Origin of the sequence: Pseudomonas sp. EA_65y_Pfl1_P113, assembly GCF_963970525.1 — a bacterium.
Taxonomy (GTDB): domain Bacteria; phylum Pseudomonadota; class Gammaproteobacteria; order Pseudomonadales; family Pseudomonadaceae; genus Aquipseudomonas; species Aquipseudomonas tritici.
Genome location: NZ_CAXAQM010000004.1, coordinates 1 through 26730 on the forward strand (window position 1 = coordinate 1; position 26730 = coordinate 26730).

The following is a 26730-nucleotide window of genomic DNA, read 5'->3' on the forward strand; positions in this document are numbered from 1 at the left end:
TAGAGGACTACATACACTACTACAATCATTCGCGAATCAGGCTGAAGCTAAGTGGCCTGAGCCCTGTGGAATACAGGACTCAAGCACGGCGGGCATAGAAGGCGTCCAACATTTCGGGGTCAGATCATATTTAGGTGGACACCATCGCCTCAAGCGACGGTGTCAGGAAGGTGTGTTGCCCGGACGGTTACCTAAAAATGCCCTAAATAAAACCTTTGAAACGAAAAAGCCCCCGCAATCTTCAATGATTGCGGGGGCTTAGTCTTGTTCAATAATGGCGGAGAGATAGGGATTCGAACCCTAGGTACCGGTGAAGGTACAACGGATTTCGAATCCGTCCCATTCGGCCACTCTGGCATCTCTCCAACGGCGCGCATCATAACAGCGTGGATCAGGAAAGCAAAGCGCCGAAGCGATTTTTTTCCGTGCTATCAGATGCTTGCGTCGATTAAAGCGGTACGCCGAGACGATTGGCGACTTCTTCGTAGGCTTCGATCACATCACCGAGGCCCTGGCGGAAGCGGTCTTTGTCCATCTTCTTCTTGGTGTCCTTGTCCCACAGGCGGCAGCCGTCCGGGCTGAATTCGTCGCCCAGGACGATGGAGCCATCGTGGAACACACCGAATTCGAGCTTGAAGTCGACCAGCAGCAGACCGGCGGCGTCGAACAGCTTGCTCAGCACATCGTTGACCTTGAGGGACAATTCCTTCATGCGCGCCAGTTGCTCAGCGGTGCCCCAGCCGAACGCCACGACGTGGGATTCGTTGATGAACGGGTCGCCCTTGGCGTCGTCCTTCAGGAACAGTTCGAAGGTGTATGGATTGAGCTTGAGGCCCTCTTCCACGCCCAGGCGCTTGACCAGGCTGCCGGCGGCGTAGTTACGCACGACGCATTCCACCGGGATCATGTCGAGCTTCTTGACCAGGCACTCGTTGTCGCCCAGCAGTTTGTCGAATTGGGTCGGAATGCCGGCCTCTTCGAGTTTTTGCATGATGAAGGCGTTGAATTTGTTGTTCACCATGCCTTTGCGATCAAGTTGTTCGATGCGCTTGCCGTCGAACGCCGAGGTGTCGTTGCGAAACAGCAGGATCAGGCGGTTGGCGTCGTCGGTCTTGTACACCGACTTGGCTTTGCCGCGGTAGAGTTCTTCACGTTTTTCCATGATGGGCTCCGCTTTGAGTGAGGTGGGCTAGGCGATGTGGCGCCAGTCGAGCCCTGAATCTTGATCGGCCAGTTGCAGCCAGTCCGGGTCGCACCCAAGGGTGTCGACAAAACATTGCCGGGCAAGCGTCGGCAGGTTGTTCTTGCTGCTCAAGTGGGCCAGGACCAAGTGTTGCAGGTCTTGCCAGCCCAACTCATACACCAGGTACGCGGCCTGGTGGTTGTTCAAATGTCCCAGTTCACCGCCCACCCGCTGCTTGAGAAAGTAGGGGTAATGACCGCGAGCCAGCAGGTCTCGGCAGTGGTTGGACTCGATCATCAACGCATCGAGGTTCCGGTAACCGTCCAGCACCTTGGCGCAGTAGGAACCCAGGTCAGTGAGCACGCCGAAGCGTCGCTCTCCGTCACTGAAAACATACTGCGTCGGTTCCTGAGCGTCGTGCGCCACGGCAATCACATCGATGCTCAGGGCACCGATTTGCAGTTGCTCGCCACCGGCCAGGAAACCCGCGGGTTCAATGGGTTTGCGCATCCCGCGCAAGGTGCCGCGACTGAGGTACACCGGAAGATTGTAGCGCCGAGACAGCAAACCCACGCCATGCACGTGGTCGGCATGTTCGTGGGTCACCAGAATCGCACTCAACTGCGTGGGGTGAACCCCCAGGCGCAGCAGGCGCCGCTCGGTTTCTTTTAAGGAGAAACCACAATCCACCAGCACATACGTGTCGTCATGGGCGACCAGCGTGCCGTTCCCTTGGCTACCGCTGCCGAGAACGGCAAAACGCATCGGATCAGCCCAGGTTGTCCTGAATCACGCCCAATACTTTGCGCGCTGTTTCAGCGGGCGCAACGGTATTGATGTTTTTCTCGACGGTGACTTGCACGCTTTCGCCCACTTTGCTCAAACGAACCTGATAACGCTCGGCGCGGGTTTCGACTTCTTCCTTGGTCGGCTTGCTGCCGAACAATTTGCTGAAGAAACCTGGTTCGTCATCTTTGCGCTCGGCCTTTTCAGCCACGTTGATGTAGTACAGGCCCAGGCTGCGGTTGATGTCTTCAACACGCCAAGGGCCCTGTTCCAACGCGCGGCCAACACTGGCCCAGGCACGATTGAGGTCTTCACCCAGGTTCAGCACAACGTTGCCGCTGCCGTCTTCAGTGAGGCTGACGCGGCTCGGGGTGTCGTAATCACGTGCGGCGAGCAGCGAAACGGAACCGCCCTTCTCGGAGATACGGCTCATGCTGGCCAACATCTCGTCGACCAGTGCCGAGTCGACACCGGGGTTAACCGAACGATTGGTGAAATCAACGTTGGCGGTGCTGCCGGCAGGACGCTCGGCGCTGACCACGTAGACTTCACTGGTATTGCGTTGCACACCTGGCTCGATGCGCACACGCACTCGGGCTTCGCTGTCGGCGGCTACACCACCGGCCTGCAGGCGCTTGGCCATGGTCGCGGACAGCTCGCTGCCCTGCTGCCATGCAGTGGTGAATTCACCGGTCTGCGGGCGTTGCTGATCAATGCGAAAACCGTTGTCCTGGAAGAACTGCACCGCCACCGGCCAGACTTCGGCGGGCGGGCGCTGAGCCACGATCCAGCGGGAGTCACCGCTTTTCTGCAGGCTGTAGTCACTGGCATCCGCCACGGCCGAGATCGGCTGTGGACGCGGCACTACGTACTCACCCTTGGTGGTGTCGTCGGCAACGTTGCGCGGGATCGGCAGCAAGGGGTCAAGGCGCTTGGCGACATTGACGCCAGGCGGCAACTCCATCGGCTTGGTGGGTTGGGCTTCCAGGTAATCGCTACCGCGGTCACGGAAGTAGCCATCCGGGCCCCAGATCCAACCGCAGCCACTGGTGCTGGAGATAATCAAGGCAAGTGCGGAAAGTCCGGCCAATCGCTTCATGCGTAATGCTTCCTCAATTAAACCAGGACGCCGGACTGGCGCAGGGCCTGTCGCAGCGGTTCGTGACAGGCTTCACTAAGACGAGTGAGCGGCAGACGGATACCGTCCGGCATCATGCCCATTTCAGTCAGCGCCCATTTCACGGGAATAGGGTTGGATTCGATAAACAGTGTCTTGTTGAGCGGCATCAGCTTCTCGTGGATCGCGCGGGCGGTCAGGGCGTCGCCGGCGATGGCGGCAGCGCACATCTCGCTCATGGCACGCGGGGCCACGTTGGCGGTCACAGAGATGTTGCCTTTGCCGCCGAGCAGGATCAGCTCGACCGCAGTGGCGTCGTCACCGGAATACACCAGGAAATCGCCACTCACGCCGGCCAGGATGTCCTTGGCGCGCTGCAGGTCGCCCGTGGCTTCCTTGATACCGATGATGTTCGGCACGGTGGACAGACGGATCACGGTATCAGCCTTCATATCGCACGCGGTACGACCCGGTACGTTATAGAGGATCTGCGGGATATCGACCGTTTCGGCAATGGCGCGGAAGTGCTGGTACAGGCCTTCCTGGGTCGGTTTGTTGTAGTACGGGGTCACCAGCAGGCACGCATCGGCGCCGGCCTTCTTGGCGTTCTTGGTCAGCTCGATTGCTTCGCGTGTGGAGTTGGCGCCCGTGCCGGCGATCACGGCAATACGGCCCGCAACACGCTTGACCACGAACTCGATCACTTGGATGTGTTCTTCCACATCGAGAGTGGCCGATTCACCGGTGGTGCCGACCGCCACGATGGCGTTGGTGCCTTCTTGCAGGTGGAAGTCCACCAGTTTGCCCAGGCTGTCCCAGTCGAGACGACCTTGTGCATCCATGGGTGTGACCAGTGCCACCATACTGCCCGCAATCATGCAACCGCTCCTGCCGGAAAAAGAGAGCCGTAATGGTACTGGCGCCAAGATGCTTGCACAAGCAAAGTACCGCCTGAGGATGCGTTCTGACGTAACTAAACGACGGACAATGCCATCATCGGGCCAAAGCACACCCTGAAGCACGATGAAATAGGACCGATCACGCAATGAAAACGCCACCTCCTATCCCTTGACGACGCTTTTCGCTACCCTTCATCCTTTGATCGATACCGCCCTTACAGTATCGACCGCTCATCGTTTTAGGAAGGCTGCATGTCCACCCCCACAGTTCGCGAACAATTCCTTGTTATCAGTGCCCTCGGCGCCAACCCCATGGAGCTGACTAACGTCCTGTGCCGCGCCAGCCATGAAAACCGCTGCGCCGTCGTAACCTCCCGCCTGACTCGTCATGGCGAGTGCAGTGCGCTGGTCCTGCAGATCTCCGGCACTTGGGATGCCCTGGCTCGCCTCGAAACCGGCCTGCCGGGCCTGGCAAAGAAGCATGACTTCACCGTCAATGTGGTACGCAGCGCCGCCCTGGAAAATCGTCCGCAGGCTCTGCCTTATGTGGCGTATGTCAGTTCGGCCTATCGCTCGGACATCGTCAACGAGCTGTGCCAGTTCTTCATCGACCACAATGTCGAGCTGGAGAACCTGACCTGCGACACCTACCAGGCCCCGCAAACAGGCGGCACCATGTTGAACGCCACGTTTACCGTGACCCTGCCGGCGGGCGTGCAGATCAGTTGGCTGCGCGATCAGTTCCTGGATTTCGCCGATGCCCTGAACCTCGACGCACTGATCGAACCGTGGCGCCCACAGAACCCAATGTAAGGAAGTTTTCATGGCCGTAGTCATCGACCAACCCATAGCCGATTTCGAAGCCCAGGCCACCAGCGACCAGACCTTCAGCCTCGCAGCCCTCAAGGGCAAGCAAGTGGTGCTCTACTTCTACCCGAAGGACAGTACGCCGGGCTGCACCACTGAAGGCCAGGGTTTTCGTGACCAGTACGCAGCGTTCAAGGCGGCCAACACTGAAGTGTTTGGCGTGTCGCGCGACAGCGTGAAGTCTCACGAAAACTTCAAAGGCAAGCAGGAGTTCCCCTTCGAGCTGATCAGCGACAAGGACGAAGCGGTTTGCCAACTGTTTGACGTGATCAAGCTGAAGAAGCTGTATGGCAAGGAATACCTCGGCGTGGATCGCAGCACGTTCCTCATCGACAAGAATGGCGTGCTGCGTCAGGAATGGCGTGGTGTGAAGGTGCCAGGGCATGTGGATGCGGTTTTGGCCGCGGCGCAGGCGCTGAACAAGCCTTGAGTCTGTAGTAAGCGGGCTTGTCCCGCGCTGAGTTGCGAAGTGCCCCCAACATAGCCGCCGCGTTTTTTTCAGATAAAACGCGGCTGCAGGTTTTAGGGCTGCTTCGCACCCCAGCGCGGAGCGAGCCCGCTCACTACAAGTTTGTGTCATACCGTTACAACAACGGCGCAACCACCGGCTCTTGACGCGGCCATGCATCCAGCACCGCCTTGAACAGCGTCGCCAGGGGGATCGCAAAGAACACGCCCCAGAAGCCCCACAACCCACCAAACAACAACACTGCGCAGATGATCGCTACCGGATGCAGGTTGACGGCCTCCGAGAACAGCAGCGGCACCAGCACGTTGCCGTCCAGGGTTTGGATAATCCCGTACACCGCCATCAAGTAGATGAATTGGTCGCTCCAGCCCCACTGGAACAAGGCAATCAATGTAACCGGCACCGTCACCACCACCGCGCCTACGTAAGGCACCACCACTGAAATCCCGACCAGCAATGCCAGCAAGGCCGCGTAGTTCAGGTCCAGGGCAATAAAGGCAATGTAGGTCACGCCCCCGCAGATAATGATCTCGATCACCTTGCCGCGTATGTAGTTGGCGATCTGCCGGTTCATTTCCTCGGCAACACGGGTAATCAGCGCTCGCTCGCGCGGCAGGTAGCCACTTACCCAACGGCCGATCATGGCGCGGTCCTTGAGGAAGAAGAACACCAGAATCGGCACCAGCACCAGGTAAATCATGATATTCACCAGCAGCGGCAAGCTGGACAGGGAAAAGGTCAGCGCCCATTGGCCGAACTTTCCGATCTCGCCGCGGGCCACTTCTATAGCCTGCAACACCTGCTCATCCGACACCAGGTGCGGGTAGCGTTCCGGCAACAGCAGCAACAGTGATTGCCACTTGGCGAGCATGCCCGGCAACTCATTGAACAGAGTGATCAGTTGATGCCATAGCAACGGCAGCACTACCACGATAAACAGCACCAACACGCCCATGAACAAGGCGAACACCAGCCCCACCGACACCCCGCCCGGCAGGCGCAACCGTTCCAGAGCGGTGACCAGGCCTTGCATCAGATAGGCCAGCACCATCCCCGCCAACACCGGTGCCAACATGCCACCCAAGGTGAGCACAGCCGTAAACGCTAGAAACAACAGAACCGCCAGCACCACGGCCTCCTCATCGGAGAAGTAGCGCTGGACCCAGTCTCGTAACACTTTGAACATCAATCAACCTCAGGTGGTGGGGGCAAACAGTTCAGGCCTTGCGCAACCAGTAACGGTACACACCGGCGGCGTCTTCTTCGTGCAACAGGGTGTGGCCGGCCAGCTTGGCAAACGTACGAAAATCACGCTGAGAGCCTGCGTCCGTGGCGATTACCTTAAGTACGGCGCCACTGGCCAGACGATTGAGTTCCAGCTTGGCCTTGAGCAAGGGCAACGGGCAATTGAGGCCGCTGGCATCAAGTTCGGCATCAAAAGCTACAGCGTCGGTCATGGTTTTACTCCGGGCACGCGTTGGGCTGCTTAGAATATCTGGTCCGAAGCTCAGTGTCCGGCTACAGTAAGCTCTTTGTCGAAAGGCTATGTGCATGACTTTTTTGCGCCCCACCCTGCTGACGCTGGCTTGCCTGCTGGCCTCCCCAGGCTTCGCTGACGACCTGCCGTCACTTGGCGACGCCAGTTCTGCCATTGTCTCGCCACAACAGGAATACCAGTTGGGCCGCGCCTGGCTGGCCTATCTGCGGGGCCAGGTCTCGCAACTCAACGATCCGCAGCTCAAGGATTACGTCGAAACCAGCGTTTACAAACTGGTGGAGACCAGCCAAGTCAACGACCGTCGGCTGGAGTTCATCCTGATCAACAGCCCGCAACTGAACGCCTTTGCCGCACCCGGCGGTATTGTGGGGGTCAATGGAGGCCTGTTCCTCAACGCTCAGACCGAAGGGGAATACGCTTCGGTGCTGGCGCATGAGCTGGCGCACTTGTCCCAACGCCACTTCGCCCGTGGCGTGGAAGCGCAACAACGCATGCAGCTTCCGATGATGGCAGCGTTGCTTGGCGGCATCATTGCCGCAGCCGCTGGTGCAGGTGACGCGGGTATTGCTGCGATTGCCGGCACACAGGCTGCTGCAATCCAAGAGCAGCGTCGGTTCTCGCGGCAAAACGAACAAGAGGCGGACCGCATAGGCATCCTCAACCTGGAAAAAGCCGGTTACGACCCGCGCTCCATGCCAACCATGTTCGAGCGTCTGATGCGCCAGTACCGCTTCGATGCCAAGCCACCGGAATTCCTGCTGACACACCCGGTCACCGAATCGCGAATCGCCGACACCCGCAACCGCGCCGAGCAGTCCAAGCCTGGCGGCAAAGAAGATAGCTTGCGCTATCAACTGATCCGCGCACGGGTGCAATTGCAGTACGAAGACACCCCAGGGCTCGCCGCCAAGCGCTTCCAGGCGCAGTTGGACGAGAACCCGAAAAACGATGTAGCGCGTTATGGTTTGGCTATCGCCCAGATCAAAGGCTCCCAATTCAAGCGAGCGCGGGAAAACCTGACAGCGTTGCTGGCCAAGGCACCGAACGACATTACCTACAACCTGGCGCTGATTCAGTTGGAGATCGACAACAATCATCTGCCCGATGCCCAGCAACGTACCGATCGGATGCTAGCCCAATATCCGGGCAACTATCCGCTGAATCAGATCCGAGTAGACGTGTTGCTCAAACAGAACCGCACTGCCGATGCAGAGAAGGCCTTGGACGGTTTGCTCAAATCCAGGCCCGACGATCCCGACGTTTGGTATCAGGTTGCGGAAACCCGAGGCTTGTCCGGCAATATCATTGGCCTGCATCAGGCCCGCGCCGAATACTTCGCATTGGTAGGTGACTTCCAGCAGGCCATCCAGCAGTTGGATTTTGCAAAGCGTCGCGCTGGAAGCAATTTCCCGCTGTCGTCGCGTATCGACGCGCGTCAGCGTGAACTGATCGAACAGGAGCGCCTGGTCAAAGGAATGATGAGCTAAATCCAGCGGCCAAAAAAAGCCCCGCCCTCGTTAAACGAAGGCGGGGCTTTTTCTTTTTACCGAGTTACTCGGCCAACTTGAAGGTTATGAAGCTGGCACGCCCCTGACGCAGCACTCGCATCGATACCGAGCGGTTCTTCGGCAGCGCCTTGGCGATGTCAGTGAACTGCTTGGTATTGTCGATTGCCTGATTATTCAGGTGGGTGATCACGTCACCTGGCTGCAGGCCAATCAGGGACGCAGGGCCATCCTGGACTTCCTTGATCACGACGCCGCTCTTGAGGTCGTATGTCTTCTTTTGTTCAGCGGTCAGTTCGGCGACAGCAATGCCCAGGCGATTGCTGCTGCGTTCGGCACCCGGCTTAGCGTTACCCAAGGCATCCAGTGCTGCCCCTTCTTCAGGGATTGCGCCAACAGTCAGCTCAACGTTCTGGCGCTTGCCCTCGCGGATCACTTCAAGCTTGGCCTTGCTGCCTGCCTTGAGCGCGCCTACCAGGTGCGGCAGGTCGGCCGACATGACAATTGGCTGGCCGTTCATGCTAAGGATCACGTCGCCGACTTGCAGGCCACCCTTGGCAGCCGGGCCATCGTCCTGGATCTGCGCGACCAGTGCACCGGCCGGCTTGTCGAGGCCGAAGGATTCAGCCAGGTCTTTGTTCACTTCCTGAATCACCACGCCCAACCAGCCACGGCTGACCTTGCCACCGCTTTTCAGTTGGTTGGAAACGTCCATGGCTACATCGATCGGAATGGCAAACGACACCCCCATGAAGCCACCGGAACGGGTGTAGATCTGCGAGTTGATCCCCACCACTTCGCCGGCCAGGTTGAACAGCGGGCCACCGGAGTTGCCCGGGTTGATCGGCACGTCGGTCTGGATGAACGGCACGTAGTTTTCGTTCGGGAGGCTGCGGCCAATGGCGCTGACAATGCCTTGAGTCACGGTATGGTCAAAGCCAAACGGCGAACCGATAGCGACTACCCACTGCCCGGCTTTCAGGTCCTGGGATTTACCCAGTTTCAACACTGGCAGGTCTTTGCCTTCAATCTTCAGCAAGGCCACATCGGATCTTGGATCGGTGCCTACCAGCTTGGCTTTCAGCTCACTACGATCAGCCAGGCGCACGAGAATCTCGTCGGCATCGGCAATCACGTGGTTGTTAGTGAGGATGTAGCCATCCGGCGAGATGATAAAGCCCGAGCCCAGGGACTGAGCCTCACGCTGGCCGCCACCGCCGCCACGGGGCGCGCGCTGTTGCGGCATGCCGCGCTCGAAGAACTCGCGCAGCATCGGCGGCAGGCCTTCCAGGTCCGGCATCTGCTGGTTGGAGACTTTGCGATCCGGCAGTTTTTGCGTGGTACTGATGTTCACAACGGCAGGCGATGCCTGCTCAACCAATTGGGTGAAGTCAGGCAACTCGACCGCTTGCGCAGGTAAGGCCTGACCCAGCACCAATACCGTGGCGACTATGGATAGGTACGATTTCAAACGTGGTATCGACATACAGCTCCCGTTACGACGAGCAGGGTTGAGCGACAGGGTTCAAGAAACGCCGAAAACTGCGACCGACATCTTTGTTCCGCGAACAAGACAAGGCCAGAGCCGACAAGCACTGACCTATAAAAAACATGAGGGATTTTTGCAAGTGAAAATGCTGATCCAGACATTTCATGTCTCTCGGCAGCCAACCTGGCATGCAACTACAGTGAAACGTCAGGATGAACATAGAATTAACGACTCACGGCTGGGCGACTGGCTTTTTTTCACCGCGTACCGACAATGCGATACGTTCTGCGGTGCCGATTGGAATCTCACCCACTACCGTCACCATCATTTCGCCGTCCACCGTATTCAGGCGGCGCGATACTGCAACGGTGGGCCCCAGTTGAGTGCGGGTTTCAGTGACGCTCACATCGCTGATTGGCTCGAGGAACACCGAGAAACGCGCCAGCCCGTCTTCATACATCAGGCTGTCGACGGTCGCTTTGGTCTGGGTGTCTTTTCGAGCACCGCTATTGGTCAGCTGAAACCCGGGCGGCAACCATTCCAGATGCCAGGTCTCGGTAGACTGCACCTCTGGGGCTTTATCATTGGCGACCGTAATGGATGTGCATTCGCTGCTAGGCTGCAGATCGCGGTCTTCAGGGACGAGCGACGTATTCAACCGCGTGAACTGGAAACGCTCGAGCAACTGCCCCTGATCATTGAGTAACAGTGATTTGAGCGGCAGCGCGGTTTCACGGTCCAGGTGCAGCTCAAAACCATAGCGGTATTGGTCACGGGAAGTGATTGACACGATCACCGCATTGCGACCGGCCACGCGGGATTTGCCAATAACGGCCATTTCGTAGAATTGATTGAGTTTTTTCGGATCAAGTGCACGTGATGGTGCATCGCGCGAATTGCCAAGGCCTGCGACAAGAGTGCCGCTGACACATTGCGTTCGACCATCCAACCGCACGACTTCCTGGGCAGAACCATCAAGCTGCAAGAGCCGCTCACGGACCTGACCATTCTGGACGCGATGCCAGATGTCATGAGTAGAAAAACTGCCGCTACGTTCGTAGACAAACGTACCTTGAAAGCTTTGCTGCTGTTCTGCACGCCCAAGTCGAGTCAACCAGTCTTGGGCTTCATCGGCATGGCCGGGGAGTGCAAAACAACCACTGAGCAAAAGCGTAAGGAGCGGTATGGCTCGCATAGAGCTCCTTACGGATTAGCGGTTTTCCAGGCTTGCTGCGCGAGCGTATGGCAGAGCGCTCTCAGTGCCTTTCAAGGCAGATTCCTGTGCATGTTGGCGCAGGTAGCCTGGAAGACGCTGATCTTGCCAGCCGGATTGCCCTTGCAACACACCGCTGGCCATAGGACCGGTGGAGTCAGAGCTTTCCTTGTAGCCGGCCAGTACCGCTGGGCCTTTGACTTGCGGACCGGCCATGACCGGTTGCTGAGTCTGCTGGGCCAGTTCGGCACCGGCGATTTCGTCCTGATTATACAGGCGAACACCGGCCAACACTGCGACAGTCACCGAGGCAGCCACTGCGAGGCGACCCAGGCTACGCCATGGACCACGAGCAGATTTTGCCGGAACGGCTTCATCAGCAAGCGCAGCAGAAACCGCCGCAGCAATATCCAGACGAGGGATTAGAAGATCCTTGTGCATTACCGCCCGAGCGACTTGGTAACGAGACCAGGTATCACGGGTTTCGGCATCATCAAATGCATTGAGCACTCGACGAAGTTCCAGTTCATCCGCTTCGTTATCCATCACTGCGGACAGCGATTCCTGCAGGGCATCACGACTCATGGCGGTTCCTCTCTTGGCTGTAGCCGCTGTCTTTAGTTCTCTTGCAACAGCGGTTGCAAGGCTTTATCGATGGCTTCCCTGGCCCGGAAAATCCGCGACCTTACAGTCCCCACCGGACACTGCATGACACTCGCAATGTCTTCGTAACTCAGACCATCGAATTCACGTAAAGTTAACGCCGTACGCAAATCTTCTGGCAGTTGCTGAATTGTGCGATGAACGGTGCCTTCGATCTCGTCGCGCAGCAACGCACGCTCCGGCGACTCGAGATCTTTGAGGCCGTGATCACCATCGTAAAATTCTGCATCTTCTGAACTTACATCGCTATCCGGCGGGCGGCGTCCGCGAGACACCAGATAGTTCTTCGCCGTGTTAATGGCGATTCGGTATAGCCACGTGTAAAACGCACTATCACCGCGAAAATTACCAAGCGCACGGTAAGCCTTGATAAAGGCCTCCTGTGCAACGTCCTGCGCTTCATGGGTGTCGTGCACAAACCGCACGATCAACCCGAGAATTTTGTGCTGGTATTTCAGCACTAGCAGATCAAAGGCCCGCTTGTCACCGCGTTGAACGCGCTCGACCAGCTGCTGATCCTCTTCCTGGGTTAGCATGAACACTCCTCGTTGTACTTGAAGGAGGCTTGCATAACTAAACGATCAGGCTTGCAAACATAGACTCGGACTTTTCGCAAAAGTTCTCCCCCTCAAAGCAAGTTTCCGGCATGCACTGATTTGGCACACACGAAAAACGCAGCACGGGCAACGCCGGCTGCGCGAATAATCTTGTCGCCGGTTTTCTGACGCGTCCAATGCTCCCGACGGGCCAATAAACTCAACGTTTCCCAGCTTCCGGGCAACCTGCTATTGAGTCGAGGCCTATGCAAAAAGTTCCCGTCTCACTAACCCGCCGATTTTACAGAAGCCGTGCACCGTAATCTCATATTGCCACGAATGCCCGACTATTGTGCCGCTCCACCCCTCTATATACTAGTAGTCCGTGTGACCCTTTGATTCGCCGATCCAGGCGTCCTGTTTGCGCCACCCCGGATCGCTTTTTGCGGAATCCTTTAAATGAGCCAACAGTTTCAACACGATGTCCTGGTGATCGGTAGCGGCGCGGCCGGCTTGAGCCTTGCGCTGACCCTCCCCAGCCACCTGCGTATTGCGGTACTGAGCAAAGGCGACCTGGCAAACGGCTCGACGTTCTGGGCCCAGGGCGGTGTCGCCGCCGTGCTGGACGACACCGACACGGTGCAATCCCACGTCGAAGACACCCTCAATGCCGGCGGCGGCCTGTGCAATGAAGAGGCGGTGCGCTTCACTGTCGAGCACAGCCGTGAGGCGATTCAATGGCTGATCGACCAAGGCGTGCCGTTCACCCGTGACGAACACGCTGGCAGCGACGACGGCGGCTTTGAATTCCACTTGACCCGCGAAGGTGGCCACAGCCATCGCCGAATCATCCACGCTGCCGACGCCACCGGCGCAGCCATTTTCAGGACGCTGCTCGACCAGGCACGCCAGCGCCCCAATATCGAGCTGCTTGAGCAACGCGTCGCCGTCGACCTGATCACAGAGAAACGCTTGGGCCTGGACGGCGAACGCTGCCTCGGCGCCTACGTGCTCAACCGTGTCAGTGGTGAAGTCGACACTTACGGCGCGCGCTTCACCATCCTGGCCTCAGGCGGCGCAGCGAAGGTCTACCTCTATACCAGCAACCCGGACGGAGCCTGCGGCGACGGTATTGCCATGGCCTGGCGCTCCGGCTGCCGGGTGGCCAACCTGGAATTCAACCAGTTCCACCCCACCTGCCTGTATCACCCACAGGCCAAGAGTTTCCTGATTACCGAAGCCCTGCGCGGGGAAGGCGCACACTTGAAACTGCCTAACGGCGAACGCTTCATGCAGCGCTTCGACCCGCGCGCCGAGCTGGCCCCGCGCGATATCGTCGCCCGTGCCATCGACCATGAAATGAAGCGCCTGGGCATCGACTGCGTCTACCTGGATATCAGCCACAAGCCCGAAGCCTTCATCAAGACCCACTTCCCCACGGTTTATGAGCGCTGCCTGGCGTTCAACATCGATATCACCAAAGGCCCGATCCCTGTGGTGCCGGCCGCCCACTACACCTGCGGCGGCGTGATGGTCGACAGGCATGGCCGCACCGACGTACCCGGCCTGTATGCGATTGGCGAAACCAGCTTCACCGGCCTGCATGGCGCCAACCGTATGGCCAGCAATTCGTTGCTCGAATGTTTCGTCTATGCGCGCTCCGCGGCGGCGGACATCCTCGAGCAGCTGCAACGCATCCCGGTGCCTGCCGCCCTGCCCCGCTGGGACGCCAGCCAGGTCACCGACTCGGACGAAGACGTAATCATCGCGCACAACTGGGATGAGCTGCGCCGCTTCATGTGGGACTACGTGGGAATCGTGCGCACCAACAAACGCCTGCAACGCGCGCAGCACCGGGTGCGTCTGCTGCTGGATGAGATTGAGGAGTTCTACAGTAACTACAAAGTCAGCCGCGACCTGATCGAGCTGCGCAACCTGGCCCAGGTAGCAGAGTTGATGATCCGCTCGGCCATGGAGCGCAAAGAAAGCCGCGGCCTGCATTACACCCTGGACTACCCGCAGATGCTGCCCGAAGCCCGGGACACTATTCTGGTGCCAACCACCTACGGCGGCTGAACTTCAAGCGCACCCGCAGGCGCCGATGCACATCGGCGACCTGCGCATCCGACGGCACACAGATAGAACGCACCCACCACGCTCCAGGCACCCGATAGCGCAGCACCACGATTAGCGGCAGCGCCAAGCTGTCGGGACGCAACTGCACGCTGTGCCAACCTCGCTCAGCACTGAGCAACTGCCAGCCATCGGCGTCGCGGCGCAGGCCACGAATCGACGAACGGTGTGTGAGCAGGATATGACGCGGTAAAACCCAGGCGGCATGCGCCAGGCACAGCAACATGCCCAGGCTTGAACAAGACAGATCAAGAAACAAAAGCGCACCCAACGCGAACAGCTGGGCGAGGAGATACGCCGCCAGCATCAGCCGTGAGGCCTGCCAGCGGCATTCAAACGTATTACTTGGGCTGAACACGGTCCAGAATCATCCGGACCATACGCTGCAGTTCCGGGTCTTCCGATTCAGCACGCTCCATAAACCAGCCGAACATGTCCTGATCTTCGCATTCCAGCAGCCTGACATAGAGGTCGCGATCCACCTTATTGAGCGTCGCATACACATCCTTGGTGAAAGGCACCAGCAACACGTCCAACTCCAGCATGCCACGACGGCTGTGCCAGTAGAGACGATTGATTTCTACATCTTCGACCATGGAGCGCTCCTCAAATAGAGCGCAAGTATACAGGCCCGACGGCACCGGAACAGTCGGCTTTGGTCGCCCATACGGAAACTATCCATTTGCCGGGCGCCCCTCTATGATGCACCCATGACTTTTTGACCTGCGATGACCCATGGCTGACTCTGCTTTCTTCTGCCCCCTGTCCCACGAAGGCGTTCTCGCCGTCCGCGGCGCCGACGCTGCCAAATTCCTTCAGGGCCAACTGACCTGCAACCTCAATTACCTGAGCGAGACCCAGGCCAGCCTCGGCGCGCGCTGCACACAAAAAGGACGTATGCAGTCGAGCTTTCGCATCCTGCTGCAAGGTGACGGCGTGTTACTGGCAATGGCCACTGAGCTGCTGGAACCGCAGTTGGCAGACCTGAAGAAGTACGCTGTGTTCTCCAAATCCAAGCTCACCGACGAAACCGCCGCCTGGGTGCGTTTCGGCCTCGTGAGCGCGAATCAGGCGTTGGCCAGCCTAGGCCTGGAACTGCCGGCCGAGACCGATAGCGTCGCCCGCAGCGATGCATTGATTGCCATCCGCGTGTCCCCTGAGCGCGCCGAACTCTGGGTACCCACCGAACATTCTGAGGCCGTGCACGAGCAACTGGCCAAGCAATTAAAAGAAACAGATTTGAATGATTGGCTCCTGGGTCAAATCCGCGCGGGCATTGGCCAGGTCATGCCGCAGACGCGCGAGCTGTTCATCCCGCAGATGCTCAACCTGCAAGCCGTGGGCGCCGTCAGCTTCAAGAAGGGCTGCTACACCGGCCAGGAAATCGTAGCGCGCATGCAGTACCTGGGAAAACTCAAACGTCGGCTGTACCGCTTGAGCCTCAATACCGCTGAAATGCCCGAGCCAGGCACGCCGTTGTTCTCTCCCAGCCATAACAGCTCGATCGGCGAAGTGGTCATTGCCGCAAAAGCTGACCAAAACGTTGAACTTCTGGCCGTATTGCAAGCCGAAGCTGCCGATAGTGGCGATGTGCATTTAGGCACGCTAGAAGGTCCCGCCTTACAGCTGCTTGACCTGCCTTACACACTCGACCGTGATCGAGAGATCCAGCGTTAGTCGCCATACCTTTTTGCAACACGCTAGAGAGCATGAATGAACGAGCTGGCGGAAAAAGTCCAACAGGCTTTAGTGACGGCCATCGACAACGATGACCTGGTTCTGCCGACATTGCCGGAAGTAGCCCTGAATATTCGTCAGGCCGCTGAAGACCCGGAAATCAGCATCAGCCACTTGAGCAAAGTGATCGGTCGCGATACCGCGCTGTCGGCTCGCCTGATAAAAGTGGTCAACAGCCCGTTGTTGCGTGCGACCCAGGAAGTCACCGACCTGCACACCGCCATCACCCGGCTGGGCACCAACTACAGCAGCAACCTCGCAATCGGCCTGGTCATGGAGCAGATTTTTCACGCCCGCTCCGATGTGGTTGATCAGAAAATGCGTGATGTGTGGCGTCGCAGCCTCGAAGTAGCGGGCGTCAGCTATGCCTTATGCCGCAGTCACAGCCAGCTCAAGCCCGACCAGGCGGCCCTCGGCGGCCTGGTGCACCAGATCGGCGTGCTGCCGATCCTGACGTACGCAGAAGACCACTATGAGCTGCTGTCGGACTCGGTCAGCCTCAACCATGTAATCGAGAGCATCCACCCGTTACTGGGCGACAAACTGCTAAGCGGCTGGGACTTTCCGGAAATGCTGGCGAAACTGCCCGGCCAGTACCTGGACCTGGAACGCGATTCGGCCAGACTCGACTACATCGATGTGGTGCAAGTCGCCGTGCTGTATTGCCATCGCGGCACCGATCACCCCCTGGCAAGCGTATCGGCCTCTACCCTGCCGGCGATCAAGAAACTGCGCATCGACCCCTACAGCGAATCCTTGCGCGCCGAGTTGGATGAAGCCCGCTCGATGTTCTAATGATCAGCCCGCGATAAAACTCACCCGCACCTTCAACCCGGCCTGCTCGCCATCGTGCAGGCTGATCTGCGCCAGATGCGCCCGGCAGATTTCACCGACAATCGCCAACCCCAGGCCTGACCCCATGCCTTGTTGGCTACGGCGGTAGAAGCGTTCGAACACCCGGTCCCGCTCATCCTGCGGAATACCGGGGCCGTCATCCTCCACTTCCAGCACCGCCGGTGCCGTTACACGCAGGATCACGTTGCCACCCGGCGGCGTGTGAGCCAAGGCATTGTCCACTAGATTGCTCAACAGCTCATTCAACAGCGTTGGCTCACCGCGCAACCACACCGGCTCGTCGGCTTCCAACGCCAACGCCACGCCGCGTGCGTGGGCCAACGGCGCCATGGCCATGCCCAGCTCCCGAGCCAATTGGCTAAGGTCAAGTAGCTGCGCGCCGCCTTCGGCAATCGCTCGGGCACCGTTTTCGATGCGTGCCAGAGACAACAGTTGATTGGCCAGATGAGTCAGACGGTCAGTGCCCTGGGCCGCGGATTCCAAAGTACTGCGCCAGATGGCGGGGTCTTCGGCGCGCAAGCCCAGTTCCAACCGGGCCTTCAGCGCTGCCAGCGGCGTACGCAACTCATGGGCCGCATCGGCAATAAACTGCGCCTGGCGCTCGAACTGGCCGCGCAGGCGCTCGGTGAAGTGGTTGAGGGACCGCACTAACGGGCCGAACTCGTGCTGCACTTCCACCAACGGCAAAGGACGCAAGTCGTCGGACTGGCGCTCCTCCACCGCCGTGCGCAAACGCTCCAATGGGCGCAACGCCGCACTCACGGCAAACCACACCAGCAACAACGCGCCGATGCCGAGCATGCCCAGGCGCAGCAAGGTGTCGGCCATCAGGCTGCGAGCCATGCTTACGCGCGCTTCATCGGTTTCGGCGACGCGGATTTCCGCCATGCCATTCATGTTGGGTTCAGAGACAGCCTTTAGCAGGCTCACCACACGCACTTCCTGGCCCTGATACACGGCGTCATAGAAACGTGCCAGTGCCGGATAGTCATCGGTGCGCGGCGTGCCCGGCGGTGGGCCGGGAAGGTTTTCGTAGCCGGAGATCAACTGCTGGTGGATGTCATTGACCTGGTAATAAATCCGCCCGGCACTGTCGTAGGCAAAAGTGTCCAGGGCGACGTAGGGCACATTGGCGCTCAAGGTGCCATCTACTTGGGTCAAGCCAGCGGCGATAGTGCGCGCCGAGGCCAGCAGTGTGCGGTCGTAGGCGGTATCAGCGGCCTCGCGGCCATTCCAGTAGGCGCTCATGCCGCTGGCGAACATCAACAACACCAGCAGCAGCGCCAGGTTCCACAGCAGGCGCCAGCGCAAGCTGCTGGGCTTATGCATCGCGAGCTTCCAGCAAGTACCCAAGGCCACGAAAGGTCACGATAGCGATGGGCTGGCCGTCGAGTTTCTTGCGCAGGCGGTGCACGTAGATTTCGATGGCATCCGGACTAGCCTCCTCATCCAGGCCGAACACCTGGGAGGCTAACTGCTCCTTGCTCATCACCCGACCCGGGCGAGCGATCAGCGCTTCGAGCACTGCTTGCTCACGGGAAGTAAGCGTCATCAGCTCGCCACCCACGGTGAAACGCCGGGTGTCGAGGTCGTAGACCAGCACGCCGCAGGCCTGCTGACGCTCGCCACCCAACACGCTGCGCCGCAGCAACGCCTTGACCCGCGCCTCCAGCTCCGTCAATTCGAAAGGTTTGGCGAGGTAGTCGTCAGCCCCCAGGTTCAGGCCGTGTACGCGGTCCTTCACATCACTGCGTGCCGTCAACATCAGCACCGGCAGGTTTTTTCCACGGGCGCGCAAACGCGCGAGCACCTCGAAACCATCCATGCGTGGCAGCCCCACATCGAGTATCGCCGCCGCGTATTCCTCGCTGCTCAGGGCCAGGTCCGCCGCCACCCCATCGTGCAGCACGTCAACGGTCAAACCCGTGCTCTTGAGCGCTTGCGCAACACTTTCAGCGAGTTGCAGATGGTCTTCAACCAGCAAGACACGCATGGATTTCTACCTCATTCAGGCGTGGTCGGCACCACGCATTGCCGGGCAGTTTACAGGCGCCGCCTGCCCTGTGAAGCCCGAAGACATTGAAAGGTGACTGAAAGGTTAGTGAAAGCTTCGCGCTTTAGCATCCAGCTACGGCAGGTTACGCCTGCCAAGCTATTTGAGTGATAGCAACCGAAAAACGCCTCGAAGCGTTTTCGTCCCAATAAGAACAATAATGGAGACAGGCATGACCCCTTCCCTTCGTAAATTCGCACTCGCCGCCGGCTGCATGCTGTTTGCCGGCCAACTGTTAGCCGCTGATGAACCCAAGCGCCCGGAATGTATCGCCCCAGCATCGCCTGGCGGCGGCTTTGACCTTACTTGCAAACTGGCGCAAAGCGCGCTGGTCAACCAGAAGCTGCTGAGCAAGCCGATGCGCGTCACCTACATGCCTGGCGGCGTCGGTGCCGTGGCCTACAACGCGGTGGTCGCCCAACGCCCTGCGGACGGCGGCACCCTGGTTGCGTGGTCCAGCGGTTCGCTGTTGAACCTGGCCCAAGGCAAGTTCGGTCGCTTCGATGAAAGCGCCGTGCGTTGGTTGGCAGCGGTCGGCACCAGCTACGGCGCCATCGCGGTGAAAGCCGATTCGCCCTACAAGAACCTCGACGATCTCGTCAAAGCCTTGAAGAAAGATCCAGGCAGCGTAGTGATCGGTTCCGGCGGCACTGTGGGCAGCCAGGACTGGATGCAAACCGCGCTGATCGCCAGAGCCGCCGGAATCAACCCGCGCGAGCTGCGTTATGTGGCCTTGGAAGGCGGCGGTGAAATCGCCACCGCTCTGCTCGGCGGCCACATCCAAGTGGGCAGCACCGACATCTCCGACTCCATGCCGCACATCTTGAGCGGCGATATGCGTCTGCTGGCGGTGTTCTCCGAACAGCGCCTGGATGAGCCGGAAATGAAGAATATTCCGACCGCCAAAGAGCAAGGCTACGACATCGTCTGGCCGGTGGTTCGCGGTTTCTACCTGGGGCCAAAAGTCAGCGATGCCGACTACGCCTGGTGGAAGGACGCGTTCGACAAACTGCTGGCCTCTGAAGAGTTCGCCAAGCTGCGTGACCAGCGCGAGCTGTTCCCGTTTGCCATGACCGGCCCGGAGCTGGACACCTACGTGAAGAAACAGGTGGCTGACTACAAAGTGCTGGCCAAAGAGTTCGGCCTGATCCAGTAATCGCCCTTCTGTAGCGCGGCCACGCCCGTTTAAACACGCGGCGTGGCCCAGGAGTTCAACATGCTCTTACAACGCATTTTTGCCGCCGTGTTGCTGCTGGCCTGCGCCGGCCTCGCAGCGATGGCGTGGCGCTATCACGCCGCATTTTCATACGAACCAGTCGGGCCACGCGCCTTCCCGCTGCTGATGCTCGGGCTGATGAGCCTGGCGCTGATCTACATGCTGATTCGCCCGCAGCCAACTCGCCATACCGAAGAAGAACCCGCGCTGGACCGTGCCACCTTGATCAAGATCGGCGTGTGCGTCGCGCTGTTGATCGTGTTCGCAGGCACCTTCGAACCTCTGGGCTTCATCCTCAGCAGTATGCTGATCGGCATCCCGATGGCACGCCTGTACGGCGGCCGCTGGTTGCCCAGTGTGGTGATCGTCAGCCTAATGGCCGTCGGGCTTTATCTGCTGTTCGATAAAGTCATGGATGTGCCGCTGCCCCTTGGCCTGCTCGACGTTCTGGAGAACTGATATGGATACTTTCGGCTACTTGGGCCAAGGCTTCGGCGTTGCACTGTCCCCCTACAACCTGATAACCGCGCTGTGCGGCACCCTGATCGGCACCGTGGTCGGCCTGTTGCCGGGCCTTGGCCCGATCAACGGCGTGGCGCTGTTGATTCCGATCGCCTTCGCCCTCGGCCTGCCGCCGGAATCGGCGCTGATCCTGCTGGCAGCCGTGTACCTGGGCTGCGAGTACGGTGGCCGGATCAGCTCGATCCTGCTCAACATTCCGGGCGAAGCGTCCACCGTGATGACCACCCTCGACGGCTACCCGATGGCCCGCAAAGGCCTGGCGGGTGTAGCGCTGTCGTTGTCGGCCTGGAGCTCATTCATCGGTGCGTTTATCGCTACCTGCGGCATGGTGCTGTTTGCGCCGCTGCTGGCCAAATGGGCGATTGCCTTCGGCCCGGCGGAATACTTCGTACTGATGGTATTCGCGATTGTCTGTCTCGGCGGCATGGCGGGTGATAAACCCCTGAAGACGTTTGTGGCGGCGCTGATCGGCCTGTTCCTCTCGGCGGTGGGCATCGACGCCAACAGCGGTGTGTACCGTTTTACCGGCGATAACATTCACCTCACCGACGGCATCCAGTTTGTGGTGTTGGTGCTGGGCTTGTTCTCCATCAGCGAGATCCTGTTGCTGCTGGAAAAAACCCACCGTGGTCAGGAAGCTGTGAAAGCGACCGGACGGATGATGTTCAACCTGAAGGAAGCGTCTTCTGTCTTTGTAGTAAACATCCGTTGCGGACTGCTCGGTTTCATCATGGGCGTGTTGCCCGGTGCCGGTGCGACCTTGGCCTCGGCGGTTGCCTACATGACCGAAAAACGCCTGGCCGGTGCCAGCGGTACATTCGGCCAGGGCGACATGCGCGGCCTCGCCGCTCCGGAAACCGCGATCGGAGCGTCCGCCTGCGGTGCGCTGGTGCCGATGCTGACGCTTGGCGTACCCGGCTCGGGCACCACGGCGGTGATGATCGGCGCACTGTCGTTGTACAACATCACCCCTGGCCCGCTGCTGTTTCAACAGCAACCGGATATCGTCTGGGGCCTGATCGCCTCGCTGTTTATCGCCAACATCATGCTGGTGGTCCTCAACATCCCGATGATCCGCATCTTCACGCGCATCCTGGCCGTGCCAAACTGGGCGCTGGTGCCAGTGATCGCGATCATCACGGCGATTGGTGTCTACGCCGTTCACGCGACCACCTTCGACCTGTTCCTGATGGTGGGTATCGGCATCTTCGGTTACATCCTGCGCAAGCTCGACTTCCCGCTGTCGCCGGTGCTGCTGGGCTTTATCCTGGGCGGCTTGATGGAGCAGAACCTACGCCGTGCGTTGTCGATCTCCAACGGTGACCTGCAAATCCTCTGGTCGAGCCCGATCACCTTTGGTGTGTGGGTACTGACTGCGCTGATGCTGGCCCTCCCGCTGGTGCGCATCTACCGCAAACGTGCCTTGCAGCGTCGTGCCGTGGCCGATGCCTGAGACCACCTTTAAACACTGGTGGGGAACACCGCTGGTCGGGCTGGCCGGCGGTTACCTGGCCAGCCTCGTCGGCTGGCCTTTGCCGTACATGGTCGGCTCGTTGCTGGCGATCATTCTGGTGCGTTGCCTCACGCCTTGGCAGTTGGCCGAGATACCCGGCGGGCGCAAATGCGGCCAATGGGTGGTGGGCATAGGCATTGGCCTGCACTTCACACCGGTGGTGATCGAGCAGGTGATGAGCCACTTCGGGCTGATTTTTTTTGGTGCGCTGGTCACCAGCCTGTCGAGCGTGGTCGGCGTTTGGTTGATGAGGCGTAGCGGTGAAGACCGCGCCACCGCATTTTTCTCCAGCATGCCGGGTGGCTCCGGTGAGATGGTCAACCTCGGCGCACGCAATGGCGCAGTGCTCAGCCGGGTCGCGGCGGGGCAAAGTTTGCGAGTGCTGGTGGTGGTGCTGTGTGTGCCGGCGATCTTCAAGTATTTGCTTGAAAGTGGCACGCCGCAGTTTCATCCGGCACCGGTGAGTTGGCCTTGGTTGTTAGCCCTGTTTCCGATGGGTGCGCTGATGGCCTGGGGCTGGCAGCGTTTGCGTCAGCCGAACCCGTGGTTGTTCGGCCCCTTGCTGGTGAGCGCCACTGCCAGTGTGGTCTGGGACCTGCATATCGGCCTACCCGACGGCGGCAGCCAGATTGGCCAATGGCTGATCGGCAGCGGTTTGGGCTGCCACTTCAATCGTCAGTTCTTTCGACGTGCGCCATCGTTCATGGGCCGCACCCTGATCGGCACGGCCTTGACCATGGCGCTGGCGACATTCGCGGCGGTGGGTTTGAGCGCCCTGACCCATCTGGACCTGCGCTCGCTGACCCTGGGCATGATGCCCGGCGGCATTGCCGAGATGAGCCTCACTGCCGAGACCCTGCAACTGTCGGTGCCGCTGGTGACGGCGATGCAGGTGATGCGCTTATTATTCGTGTTGTTTTTGGCAGAGCCGCTGTTCAGACACTGGAACCGCCTACCCTGAGCAGAGCCGCTGTGCAAAGGTCTCCCAGGAACCATGACCGCTCATCTGAACTGTCATTTTTCACAGGTAGTCAACCTCACTCACTGAGCGCTCAATCTGTGGTGCAGATCGCGTAAGTACACGTGATGACTGCACCCTTTCCGCCTACTCGAATTGCTCATCATGACCAAACACAATGAGCCACGCCCACCGACCTCTGACGACGCCGCAAAACCTGCAGCGATTGTGGAAACCATCGCAGTACCAGGCGACCCCAATAGCCTGGTGATGAACCGTGCAGGCACACGTCTGTATGTGACAAGCGCTACAACGGGATCCATCACCGTCCTCGGCACCCAACCTCTGCGGGTGATACAGACCCTAACAGGCCTGGGTTCTCCCATAAGGATAGTAATCAGCCCGGATGACTCCCGGGTTTATGTGAGTGACAACAGTGTCGCGACTGGAACCCCCATCAACGTCATCGAAACCCTGAATAACACCGTAGTCAAAACCATCACAGGGCTCATCACGGTGAATGGCATGGCGCGGAACTCAACGGGTACAAGATTATATGTGGCTGATCACGGCGATTCGAAACTGGTTGCCTTTGATACCAGCACCTATCAACGAGTGAGTGAGACACCGGTGCATGGCCCTAAAGACGTGGTGATCGCACCGGACAACACGCGTGCTCACGTCGCCACGGATAGTCACGGCTGGGCCATCGTCGACCTCGCGAGCAATAATGTCACCGCGTATATCGGCATCGCCGCCGGCACCCCCACGGCCATCGCTTACAGCCCGCGCTATCCAAACCTCTACATCACCCACCGCGAAAGTGGAAAGGTGACCGTTGGCAATGCCTTGATCCCCGACGTCAGCAAAGAAATCAGCAACCTTGAGGGGCCTTGGGCCATTGCCTTCAATCGGCTCAGCGAAATGGCGTATATCTCTGAAACAGACGGGCGTCGGATCAGTATTATTGACACGCGTCTGAACCGCGTCACCGGCACTATTGAAGGTTTCGACAAACCGCGGGGTATGGTTGTCGCCCCGGATGGCCGCAATCTATATGTCGCTGATATCGAGAATGGCTCGGTTTCGATGGTCAGGCTTTAGTACCGCGCGGATCAGACGAGCGGCAACCGCCACTCAATCGGTGCCTCGCCATTCTGCTCAAGAAACTTGTTGGTGCGGCTGAAATGCCCGCAACCCAAGAACCCGCGATACGCCGACAACGGCGACGGGTGCACCGAGGTCAACACGAGGTGCTTGGTCGCATCGACCAACTTCTGCTTGCCCTGCGCATGTGCGCCCCACAGCAAAAACACCAAATGCGGCTGATGTTCGCTGACCACTTCGATAACCCGATCGGTAAAAAACTGCCAGCCCTTGCCCGCATGGGCGTTGGCGTTGGCACGCTCCACGGTCATGGTGGTGTTGAGCATCAAAACCCCTTGGTCAGCCCAGCTTTGCAGGTAACCATGATTGGGGATGTCGATGTTCAGGTCGCGCTTGAGCTCTTTATAGATATTCACCAGCGACGGCGGCGTCGGCACGCCCGGTTGCACCGAAAAGCACAGCCCATGAGCCTGGCCGGGACCGTGGTACGGGTCCTGGCCGAGGATCACCACTTTGACCTTGTCCAACGGCGTGGAATTGAGCGCATTGAAAATCAGCGGGCCCGGCGGGTAGATTTCTTTTCCGGCGGCATGTTCCTGGCGCAGAAACTCGCGCAATTGGACCATGTAGGGCTTATCGAACTCATCGCGCAGGGCGTGTTTCCAGCTGGGTTCGAGTTTGATACGGTCGCCATCGGTCATAGTTGAATTGTCTTGTAAAAAAGAATGAGGCGAACCCTAGGAAAGCCGACTCCGCTTGTCAATTGATCTGACACCCCACCGGCACTTTCTTACTAAGCGATCATACTGATCCTTCACCTTCTCGCTTGAGGTCACGATGAACCTGCACTTCGAAGAGCTAACCGGCAGCGACGGTGCCCGCATCGGCATCGCCAGCCTCGATGCTGAACAGTCCCTCAATGCCCTCTCCTTGCCAATGATCCTCGCCCTCGGCGACCGCCTGGACACCTGGGCCAAGGACCCAAACATCGTGTGTGTGCTGTTGCGTGGCAACGGTCCCAAGGCGTTTTGCGCTGGCGGCGAAGTACGCAGCCTGGCCCAGGCCTGCCGTGAACATCCCGGCGAGGTGCCGCCATTGGCTGCGCAGTTTTTCGCGGCGGAATACCGCCTCGACTACCGCCTGCACACCTACCCCAAACCGCTGATCTGCTGGGGCCACGGTTATGTACTGGGCGGCGGCATGGGCCTGCTGCAAAGCGCGTCGGTGCGTATCGTCACCCCGAGCAGCCGGTTGGCAATGCCGGAGATCAGTATCGGCTTGTATCCGGACGTGGGCGCTAGCTGGTTCCTGTCGCGCCTGCCGGGCAAACTCGGCTTGTTCCTTGGCCTGACCGGCGCGCACATCAACGGTCGCGACGCCTTGGACCTTGGCCTGGCCGACCGCTTCCTGCGCGACGATCAACAAGACGAACTGCTGGACGGCCTGCTGCAACTGAACTGGCAGGAACAGACCTCGGTGCAACTCAATAGCCTGCTCAAAGCGCTTGCTCAGGAAGCCGTCGATCAGAAACCCGAAGCGCAATGGCTGCCGCGGCGCGCACAGATCGACGAATGGTTGGACGTGGGCGATGTGCGCTGTGCCTGGCGCGCCTTGAGCCAACTGCTTGAGCACGCCGATCCGTTGTTCAGCCGTGCCGGCAAAACGCTGACCGAGGGCTGCCCACTGACCGCCCATCTGGTATGGGAGCAGATCCAGCGCGCCCGGCATTTGTCCCTGGCCCAAGTGTTCCAGATGGAATACACCCTTAGTCTCAATTGCTGCCGCCATCCGGAGTTCAGCGAAGGCGTGCGTGCGCGACTGATCGACAAGGACCAGACGCCCCATTGGCATTGGCCCGATATCAATACCGTCCCAGAAACGGTGGTGCAGGCGCATTTCAATAAGGCGTGGGAAGGCCGCCATCCGTTGGCTGACTTGTCTGATTACTGATTATTGGCGCCCATAAAAAAGCGGCGCTTCATGCGCCGCTTGCCATGCGGGTCTGTCAACGGTGACCGCCGCGACCACCTCCGTGGTCGGAACCGCGACCATGCCCGCCATTACCCCAACGGTCGCTACCCCAGCCTTGATTCGGATAAGGCCGGTAACCGGCGCGCGGCCCGTAATAGCGCGGCGCAGGCTGGTAATAACGCGGTGCCGAGTAATAACGCGGTTGGGGCGCGTAATAGCGCGGCGAAGGGTAATAGTCACGGCGGTAAGGATACGCCGCGCCACCGCCGTAGTAGTACACCGGCGCCGGTGAGGTGTAGACCTCAGAACGGTAATAGCTCTGGCCTCCATCGTAATAAGGCACACAGGCAGAAAGGGTCAGACCGAGTAAAGCACTGAGCAGCAGTCGTCGATACATGGCGGCCTCCTGGACCGCGGAAGAGCACCTCCAGCGACGCTGA

The 26730-nt window shown here is 59.3% G+C and carries 29 protein-coding genes and 1 tRNA gene; 13 read left to right on the top strand and 17 right to left on the bottom strand.

The window, feature by feature from the left end:
• Positions 1 to 98 (top strand): IS3 family transposase (locus tag AACY52_RS05425; protein ID WP_146186410.1); only part of this gene is annotated, 98 nt, incomplete at its 5' end.
• Positions 99 to 275: 177 nt separating this feature from the next.
• Here the strand turns inward: AACY52_RS05425 and AACY52_RS05430 are convergent.
• The 5 genes from AACY52_RS05430 to dapA all read right to left on the bottom strand — a co-directional run bounded on the left by AACY52_RS05430 (position 276) and on the right by dapA (position 3964).
• A tRNA-Ser gene (locus AACY52_RS05430) sits at positions 276 to 365 on the bottom strand.
• An 83-nt stretch (positions 366 to 448) separates the two neighbouring features.
• Positions 449 to 1162 carry a phosphoribosylaminoimidazolesuccinocarboxamide synthase gene (gene purC / locus AACY52_RS05435; protein WP_339414938.1) on the bottom strand — a complete coding sequence of 238 codons (714 nt, stop codon included), beginning with the start codon at positions 1160 to 1162 and terminating at the stop codon, positions 449 to 451.
• 27 nt (positions 1163 to 1189) lie between these two features.
• Positions 1190 to 1948 (bottom strand): MBL fold metallo-hydrolase, encoded by a 759-nt coding sequence (locus tag AACY52_RS05440; protein WP_339414939.1) that lies wholly within the window; start codon positions 1946 to 1948, stop codon positions 1190 to 1192.
• Between the two features lie 4 nt (positions 1949 to 1952).
• Positions 1953 to 3068 (bottom strand): outer membrane protein assembly factor BamC, encoded by a 1116-nt coding sequence (bamC, locus tag AACY52_RS05445; RefSeq protein WP_339414940.1) that lies wholly within the window; start codon positions 3066 to 3068, stop codon positions 1953 to 1955.
• Positions 3069 to 3085: 17 nt separating this feature from the next.
• Positions 3086 to 3964: a 4-hydroxy-tetrahydrodipicolinate synthase gene (gene dapA / locus AACY52_RS05450; protein ID WP_339414941.1), complete on the bottom strand. Its 879-nt coding sequence runs from the start codon at positions 3962 to 3964 to the stop codon at positions 3086 to 3088.
• Positions 3965 to 4237: 273 nt separating this feature from the next.
• Between dapA and AACY52_RS05455 the strand changes: the two genes are divergently transcribed.
• Together AACY52_RS05455 and AACY52_RS05460 are read left to right on the top strand one after the other, a co-directional pair.
• Positions 4238 to 4798 carry a glycine cleavage system protein R gene (locus tag AACY52_RS05455; protein ID WP_003172487.1) on the top strand — a complete coding sequence of 187 codons (561 nt, stop codon included), beginning with the start codon at positions 4238 to 4240 and terminating at the stop codon, positions 4796 to 4798.
• 10 nt (positions 4799 to 4808) lie between these two features.
• Positions 4809 to 5282, top strand: coding sequence for a peroxiredoxin (locus tag AACY52_RS05460; RefSeq protein ID WP_339414942.1), 474 nt, complete (start codon positions 4809 to 4811; stop codon positions 5280 to 5282).
• Between the two features lie 154 nt (positions 5283 to 5436).
• Here the strand turns inward: AACY52_RS05460 and AACY52_RS05465 are convergent, their stop codons facing one another.
• Positions 5437 to 6507: an AI-2E family transporter gene (locus tag AACY52_RS05465; protein WP_339427824.1), complete on the bottom strand. Its 1071-nt coding sequence runs from the start codon at positions 6505 to 6507 to the stop codon at positions 5437 to 5439.
• 31 nt (positions 6508 to 6538) lie between these two features.
• Positions 6539 to 6778, bottom strand: a complete 240-nt coding sequence (locus AACY52_RS05470; RefSeq protein WP_010212198.1) for a sulfurtransferase TusA family protein — start codon at positions 6776 to 6778, stop codon at positions 6539 to 6541.
• Between the two features lie 94 nt (positions 6779 to 6872).
• Here AACY52_RS05470 and AACY52_RS05475 point away from each other — a divergent pair, with 94 nt between their 5' ends.
• The gene (locus tag AACY52_RS05475; RefSeq protein ID WP_339414944.1) at positions 6873 to 8306 is read left to right on the top strand and encodes a M48 family metalloprotease; all 1434 of its coding nucleotides are present in this window, start codon (positions 6873 to 6875) and stop codon (positions 8304 to 8306) included.
• Positions 8307 to 8370: 64 nt separating this feature from the next.
• Here the strand turns inward: AACY52_RS05475 and AACY52_RS05480 are convergent, their stop codons facing one another.
• From AACY52_RS05480 to rpoE, 4 genes are all read right to left on the bottom strand, one after another.
• A complete protein-coding gene (locus AACY52_RS05480) occupies positions 8371 to 9810 on the bottom strand; it encodes a DegQ family serine endoprotease (RefSeq protein ID WP_339414945.1) in 1440 nt (479 codons plus the stop codon).
• A 235-nt stretch (positions 9811 to 10045) separates the two neighbouring features.
• The gene (locus tag AACY52_RS05485; RefSeq protein WP_339560334.1) at positions 10046 to 11008 is read right to left on the bottom strand and encodes a MucB/RseB C-terminal domain-containing protein; all 963 of its coding nucleotides are present in this window, start codon (positions 11006 to 11008) and stop codon (positions 10046 to 10048) included.
• Between the two features lie 15 nt (positions 11009 to 11023).
• Positions 11024 to 11611 carry an RseA family anti-sigma factor gene (locus AACY52_RS05490; protein ID WP_339414947.1) on the bottom strand — a complete coding sequence of 196 codons (588 nt, stop codon included), beginning with the start codon at positions 11609 to 11611 and terminating at the stop codon, positions 11024 to 11026.
• Between the two features lie 32 nt (positions 11612 to 11643).
• A complete protein-coding gene (rpoE, locus tag AACY52_RS05495; RefSeq protein WP_003172477.1) occupies positions 11644 to 12225 on the bottom strand; it encodes an RNA polymerase sigma factor RpoE in 582 nt (193 codons plus the stop codon).
• A 459-nt stretch (positions 12226 to 12684) separates the two neighbouring features.
• Here rpoE and nadB point away from each other — a divergent pair, with 459 nt between their 5' ends.
• The gene (gene nadB, locus AACY52_RS05500; RefSeq protein WP_339414948.1) at positions 12685 to 14301 is read left to right on the top strand and encodes an L-aspartate oxidase; all 1617 of its coding nucleotides are present in this window, start codon (positions 12685 to 12687) and stop codon (positions 14299 to 14301) included.
• Here nadB and AACY52_RS05505 read toward each other — a convergent pair.
• Both AACY52_RS05505 and AACY52_RS05510 read right to left on the bottom strand, forming a co-directional pair.
• Complete coding sequence (locus AACY52_RS05505; RefSeq protein ID WP_339414949.1) at positions 14270 to 14716, bottom strand: hypothetical protein; 447 nt, start codon at positions 14714 to 14716, stop codon at positions 14270 to 14272. The two genes, nadB and AACY52_RS05505, sit on opposite strands and share 32 nt — an antisense overlap.
• The gene (locus tag AACY52_RS05510; RefSeq protein WP_339414950.1) at positions 14700 to 14954 is read right to left on the bottom strand and encodes a succinate dehydrogenase assembly factor 2; all 255 of its coding nucleotides are present in this window, start codon (positions 14952 to 14954) and stop codon (positions 14700 to 14702) included. The genes AACY52_RS05505 and AACY52_RS05510 overlap by 17 nt, the downstream gene beginning before the upstream one ends.
• Before the next feature lie 139 nt (positions 14955 to 15093).
• On the opposite strand from AACY52_RS05510, the gene AACY52_RS05515 reads away from it, so the two are divergent.
• Together AACY52_RS05515 and AACY52_RS05520 are read left to right on the top strand one after the other, a co-directional pair.
• Positions 15094 to 16035 carry a folate-binding protein YgfZ gene (locus AACY52_RS05515; RefSeq protein WP_339560335.1) on the top strand — a complete coding sequence of 314 codons (942 nt, stop codon included), beginning with the start codon at positions 15094 to 15096 and terminating at the stop codon, positions 16033 to 16035.
• A gap of 36 nt (positions 16036 to 16071) precedes the next feature.
• Entirely contained in the window at positions 16072 to 16890 is an 819-nt protein-coding gene (locus AACY52_RS05520) for an HDOD domain-containing protein (protein WP_339414952.1), read from the top strand.
• Between the two features lie 3 nt (positions 16891 to 16893).
• Here the strand turns inward: AACY52_RS05520 and AACY52_RS05525 are convergent, their stop codons facing one another.
• Together AACY52_RS05525 and AACY52_RS05530 are read right to left on the bottom strand one after the other, a co-directional pair.
• Positions 16894 to 18279: a sensor histidine kinase N-terminal domain-containing protein gene (locus AACY52_RS05525; RefSeq protein WP_339414953.1), complete on the bottom strand. Its 1386-nt coding sequence runs from the start codon at positions 18277 to 18279 to the stop codon at positions 16894 to 16896.
• Positions 18272 to 18943, bottom strand: coding sequence for a response regulator (locus tag AACY52_RS05530; RefSeq protein ID WP_010212220.1), 672 nt, complete (start codon positions 18941 to 18943; stop codon positions 18272 to 18274). Before AACY52_RS05530 ends, AACY52_RS05525 begins: the two co-directional genes overlap by 8 nt.
• A 232-nt stretch (positions 18944 to 19175) precedes the next feature.
• Here AACY52_RS05530 and AACY52_RS05535 point away from each other — a divergent pair, with 232 nt between their 5' ends.
• The 5 genes from AACY52_RS05535 to AACY52_RS05555 all read left to right on the top strand — a co-directional run bounded on the left by AACY52_RS05535 (position 19176) and on the right by AACY52_RS05555 (position 24316).
• Entirely contained in the window at positions 19176 to 20159 is a 984-nt protein-coding gene (locus AACY52_RS05535; protein ID WP_339414954.1) for a tripartite tricarboxylate transporter substrate binding protein, read from the top strand.
• A gap of 60 nt (positions 20160 to 20219) precedes the next feature.
• Positions 20220 to 20678 (top strand): tripartite tricarboxylate transporter TctB family protein, encoded by a 459-nt coding sequence (locus tag AACY52_RS05540; protein WP_339414955.1) that lies wholly within the window; start codon positions 20220 to 20222, stop codon positions 20676 to 20678.
• A 1-nt stretch (position 20679) separates the two neighbouring features.
• Positions 20680 to 22194, top strand: coding sequence for a tripartite tricarboxylate transporter permease (locus AACY52_RS05545; RefSeq protein ID WP_339414956.1), 1515 nt, complete (start codon positions 20680 to 20682; stop codon positions 22192 to 22194).
• Positions 22187 to 23215: an AbrB family transcriptional regulator gene (locus AACY52_RS05550; protein ID WP_339427822.1), complete on the top strand. Its 1029-nt coding sequence runs from the start codon at positions 22187 to 22189 to the stop codon at positions 23213 to 23215. The genes AACY52_RS05545 and AACY52_RS05550 overlap by 8 nt, the downstream gene beginning before the upstream one ends.
• Positions 23216 to 23377: 162 nt before the next feature.
• Positions 23378 to 24316 (top strand): YncE family protein, encoded by a 939-nt coding sequence (locus AACY52_RS05555; protein WP_339414958.1) that lies wholly within the window; start codon positions 23378 to 23380, stop codon positions 24314 to 24316.
• A gap of 11 nt (positions 24317 to 24327) precedes the next feature.
• Here the strand turns inward: AACY52_RS05555 and ung are convergent, their stop codons facing one another.
• Entirely contained in the window at positions 24328 to 25020 is a 693-nt protein-coding gene (gene ung, locus AACY52_RS05560) for a uracil-DNA glycosylase (RefSeq protein ID WP_339414959.1), read from the bottom strand.
• Positions 25021 to 25156: 136 nt separating this feature from the next.
• Here ung and AACY52_RS05565 point away from each other — a divergent pair, with 136 nt between their 5' ends.
• Entirely contained in the window at positions 25157 to 26269 is a 1113-nt protein-coding gene (locus AACY52_RS05565; protein ID WP_339427820.1) for an enoyl-CoA hydratase/isomerase family protein, read from the top strand.
• 55 nt (positions 26270 to 26324) lie between these two features.
• Here AACY52_RS05565 and AACY52_RS05570 read toward each other — a convergent pair whose 3' ends face one another.
• Complete coding sequence (locus AACY52_RS05570; protein ID WP_339414961.1) at positions 26325 to 26687, bottom strand: hypothetical protein; 363 nt, start codon at positions 26685 to 26687, stop codon at positions 26325 to 26327.
• Positions 26688 to 26730 lie beyond the last annotated feature (43 nt).

Excerpts from the sequence above, each read along its gene's own strand:
- purC (WP_339414938.1), bottom strand. The coding sequence starts at position 1,162 with ATGGAAAAACGTGAAGAACTCTACCGCGGCAAAGCCAAGTCGGTGTAC.
- AACY52_RS05440 (WP_339414939.1), bottom strand. The coding sequence starts at position 1,948 with ATGCGTTTTGCCGTTCTCGGCAGCGGTAGCCAAGGGAACGGCACGCTG.
- bamC (WP_339414940.1), bottom strand. The coding sequence starts at position 3,068 with ATGAAGCGATTGGCCGGACTTTCCGCACTTGCCTTGATTATCTCCAGC.
- dapA (WP_339414941.1), bottom strand. The coding sequence starts at position 3,964 with ATGATTGCGGGCAGTATGGTGGCACTGGTCACACCCATGGATGCACAA.
- AACY52_RS05455 (WP_003172487.1), top strand. The coding sequence starts at position 4,238 with ATGTCCACCCCCACAGTTCGCGAACAATTCCTTGTTATCAGTGCCCTC.
- AACY52_RS05460 (WP_339414942.1), top strand. The coding sequence starts at position 4,809 with ATGGCCGTAGTCATCGACCAACCCATAGCCGATTTCGAAGCCCAGGCC.
- AACY52_RS05465 (WP_339427824.1), bottom strand. The coding sequence starts at position 6,507 with ATGTTCAAAGTGTTACGAGACTGGGTCCAGCGCTACTTCTCCGATGAG.
- AACY52_RS05470 (WP_010212198.1), bottom strand. The coding sequence starts at position 6,778 with ATGACCGACGCTGTAGCTTTTGATGCCGAACTTGATGCCAGCGGCCTC.
- AACY52_RS05475 (WP_339414944.1), top strand. The coding sequence starts at position 6,873 with ATGACTTTTTTGCGCCCCACCCTGCTGACGCTGGCTTGCCTGCTGGCC.
- AACY52_RS05480 (WP_339414945.1), bottom strand. The coding sequence starts at position 9,810 with ATGTCGATACCACGTTTGAAATCGTACCTATCCATAGTCGCCACGGTA.
- AACY52_RS05485 (WP_339560334.1), bottom strand. The coding sequence starts at position 11,008 with ATGCGAGCCATACCGCTCCTTACGCTTTTGCTCAGTGGTTGTTTTGCA.
- AACY52_RS05490 (WP_339414947.1), bottom strand. The coding sequence starts at position 11,611 with ATGAGTCGTGATGCCCTGCAGGAATCGCTGTCCGCAGTGATGGATAAC.
- rpoE (WP_003172477.1), bottom strand. The coding sequence starts at position 12,225 with ATGCTAACCCAGGAAGAGGATCAGCAGCTGGTCGAGCGCGTTCAACGC.
- nadB (WP_339414948.1), top strand. The coding sequence starts at position 12,685 with ATGAGCCAACAGTTTCAACACGATGTCCTGGTGATCGGTAGCGGCGCG.
- AACY52_RS05510 (WP_339414950.1), bottom strand. The coding sequence starts at position 14,954 with ATGGTCGAAGATGTAGAAATCAATCGTCTCTACTGGCACAGCCGTCGT.
- AACY52_RS05515 (WP_339560335.1), top strand. The coding sequence starts at position 15,094 with ATGGCTGACTCTGCTTTCTTCTGCCCCCTGTCCCACGAAGGCGTTCTC.
- AACY52_RS05520 (WP_339414952.1), top strand. The coding sequence starts at position 16,072 with ATGAACGAGCTGGCGGAAAAAGTCCAACAGGCTTTAGTGACGGCCATC.
- AACY52_RS05525 (WP_339414953.1), bottom strand. The coding sequence starts at position 18,279 with ATGCATAAGCCCAGCAGCTTGCGCTGGCGCCTGCTGTGGAACCTGGCG.
- AACY52_RS05530 (WP_010212220.1), bottom strand. The coding sequence starts at position 18,943 with ATGCGTGTCTTGCTGGTTGAAGACCATCTGCAACTCGCTGAAAGTGTT.
- AACY52_RS05535 (WP_339414954.1), top strand. The coding sequence starts at position 19,176 with ATGACCCCTTCCCTTCGTAAATTCGCACTCGCCGCCGGCTGCATGCTG.
- AACY52_RS05540 (WP_339414955.1), top strand. The coding sequence starts at position 20,220 with ATGCTCTTACAACGCATTTTTGCCGCCGTGTTGCTGCTGGCCTGCGCC.
- AACY52_RS05545 (WP_339414956.1), top strand. The coding sequence starts at position 20,680 with ATGGATACTTTCGGCTACTTGGGCCAAGGCTTCGGCGTTGCACTGTCC.
- AACY52_RS05550 (WP_339427822.1), top strand. The coding sequence starts at position 22,187 with ATGCCTGAGACCACCTTTAAACACTGGTGGGGAACACCGCTGGTCGGG.
- AACY52_RS05555 (WP_339414958.1), top strand. The coding sequence starts at position 23,378 with ATGACCAAACACAATGAGCCACGCCCACCGACCTCTGACGACGCCGCA.
- ung (WP_339414959.1), bottom strand. The coding sequence starts at position 25,020 with ATGACCGATGGCGACCGTATCAAACTCGAACCCAGCTGGAAACACGCC.
- AACY52_RS05565 (WP_339427820.1), top strand. The coding sequence starts at position 25,157 with ATGAACCTGCACTTCGAAGAGCTAACCGGCAGCGACGGTGCCCGCATC.
- AACY52_RS05570 (WP_339414961.1), bottom strand. The coding sequence starts at position 26,687 with ATGTATCGACGACTGCTGCTCAGTGCTTTACTCGGTCTGACCCTTTCT.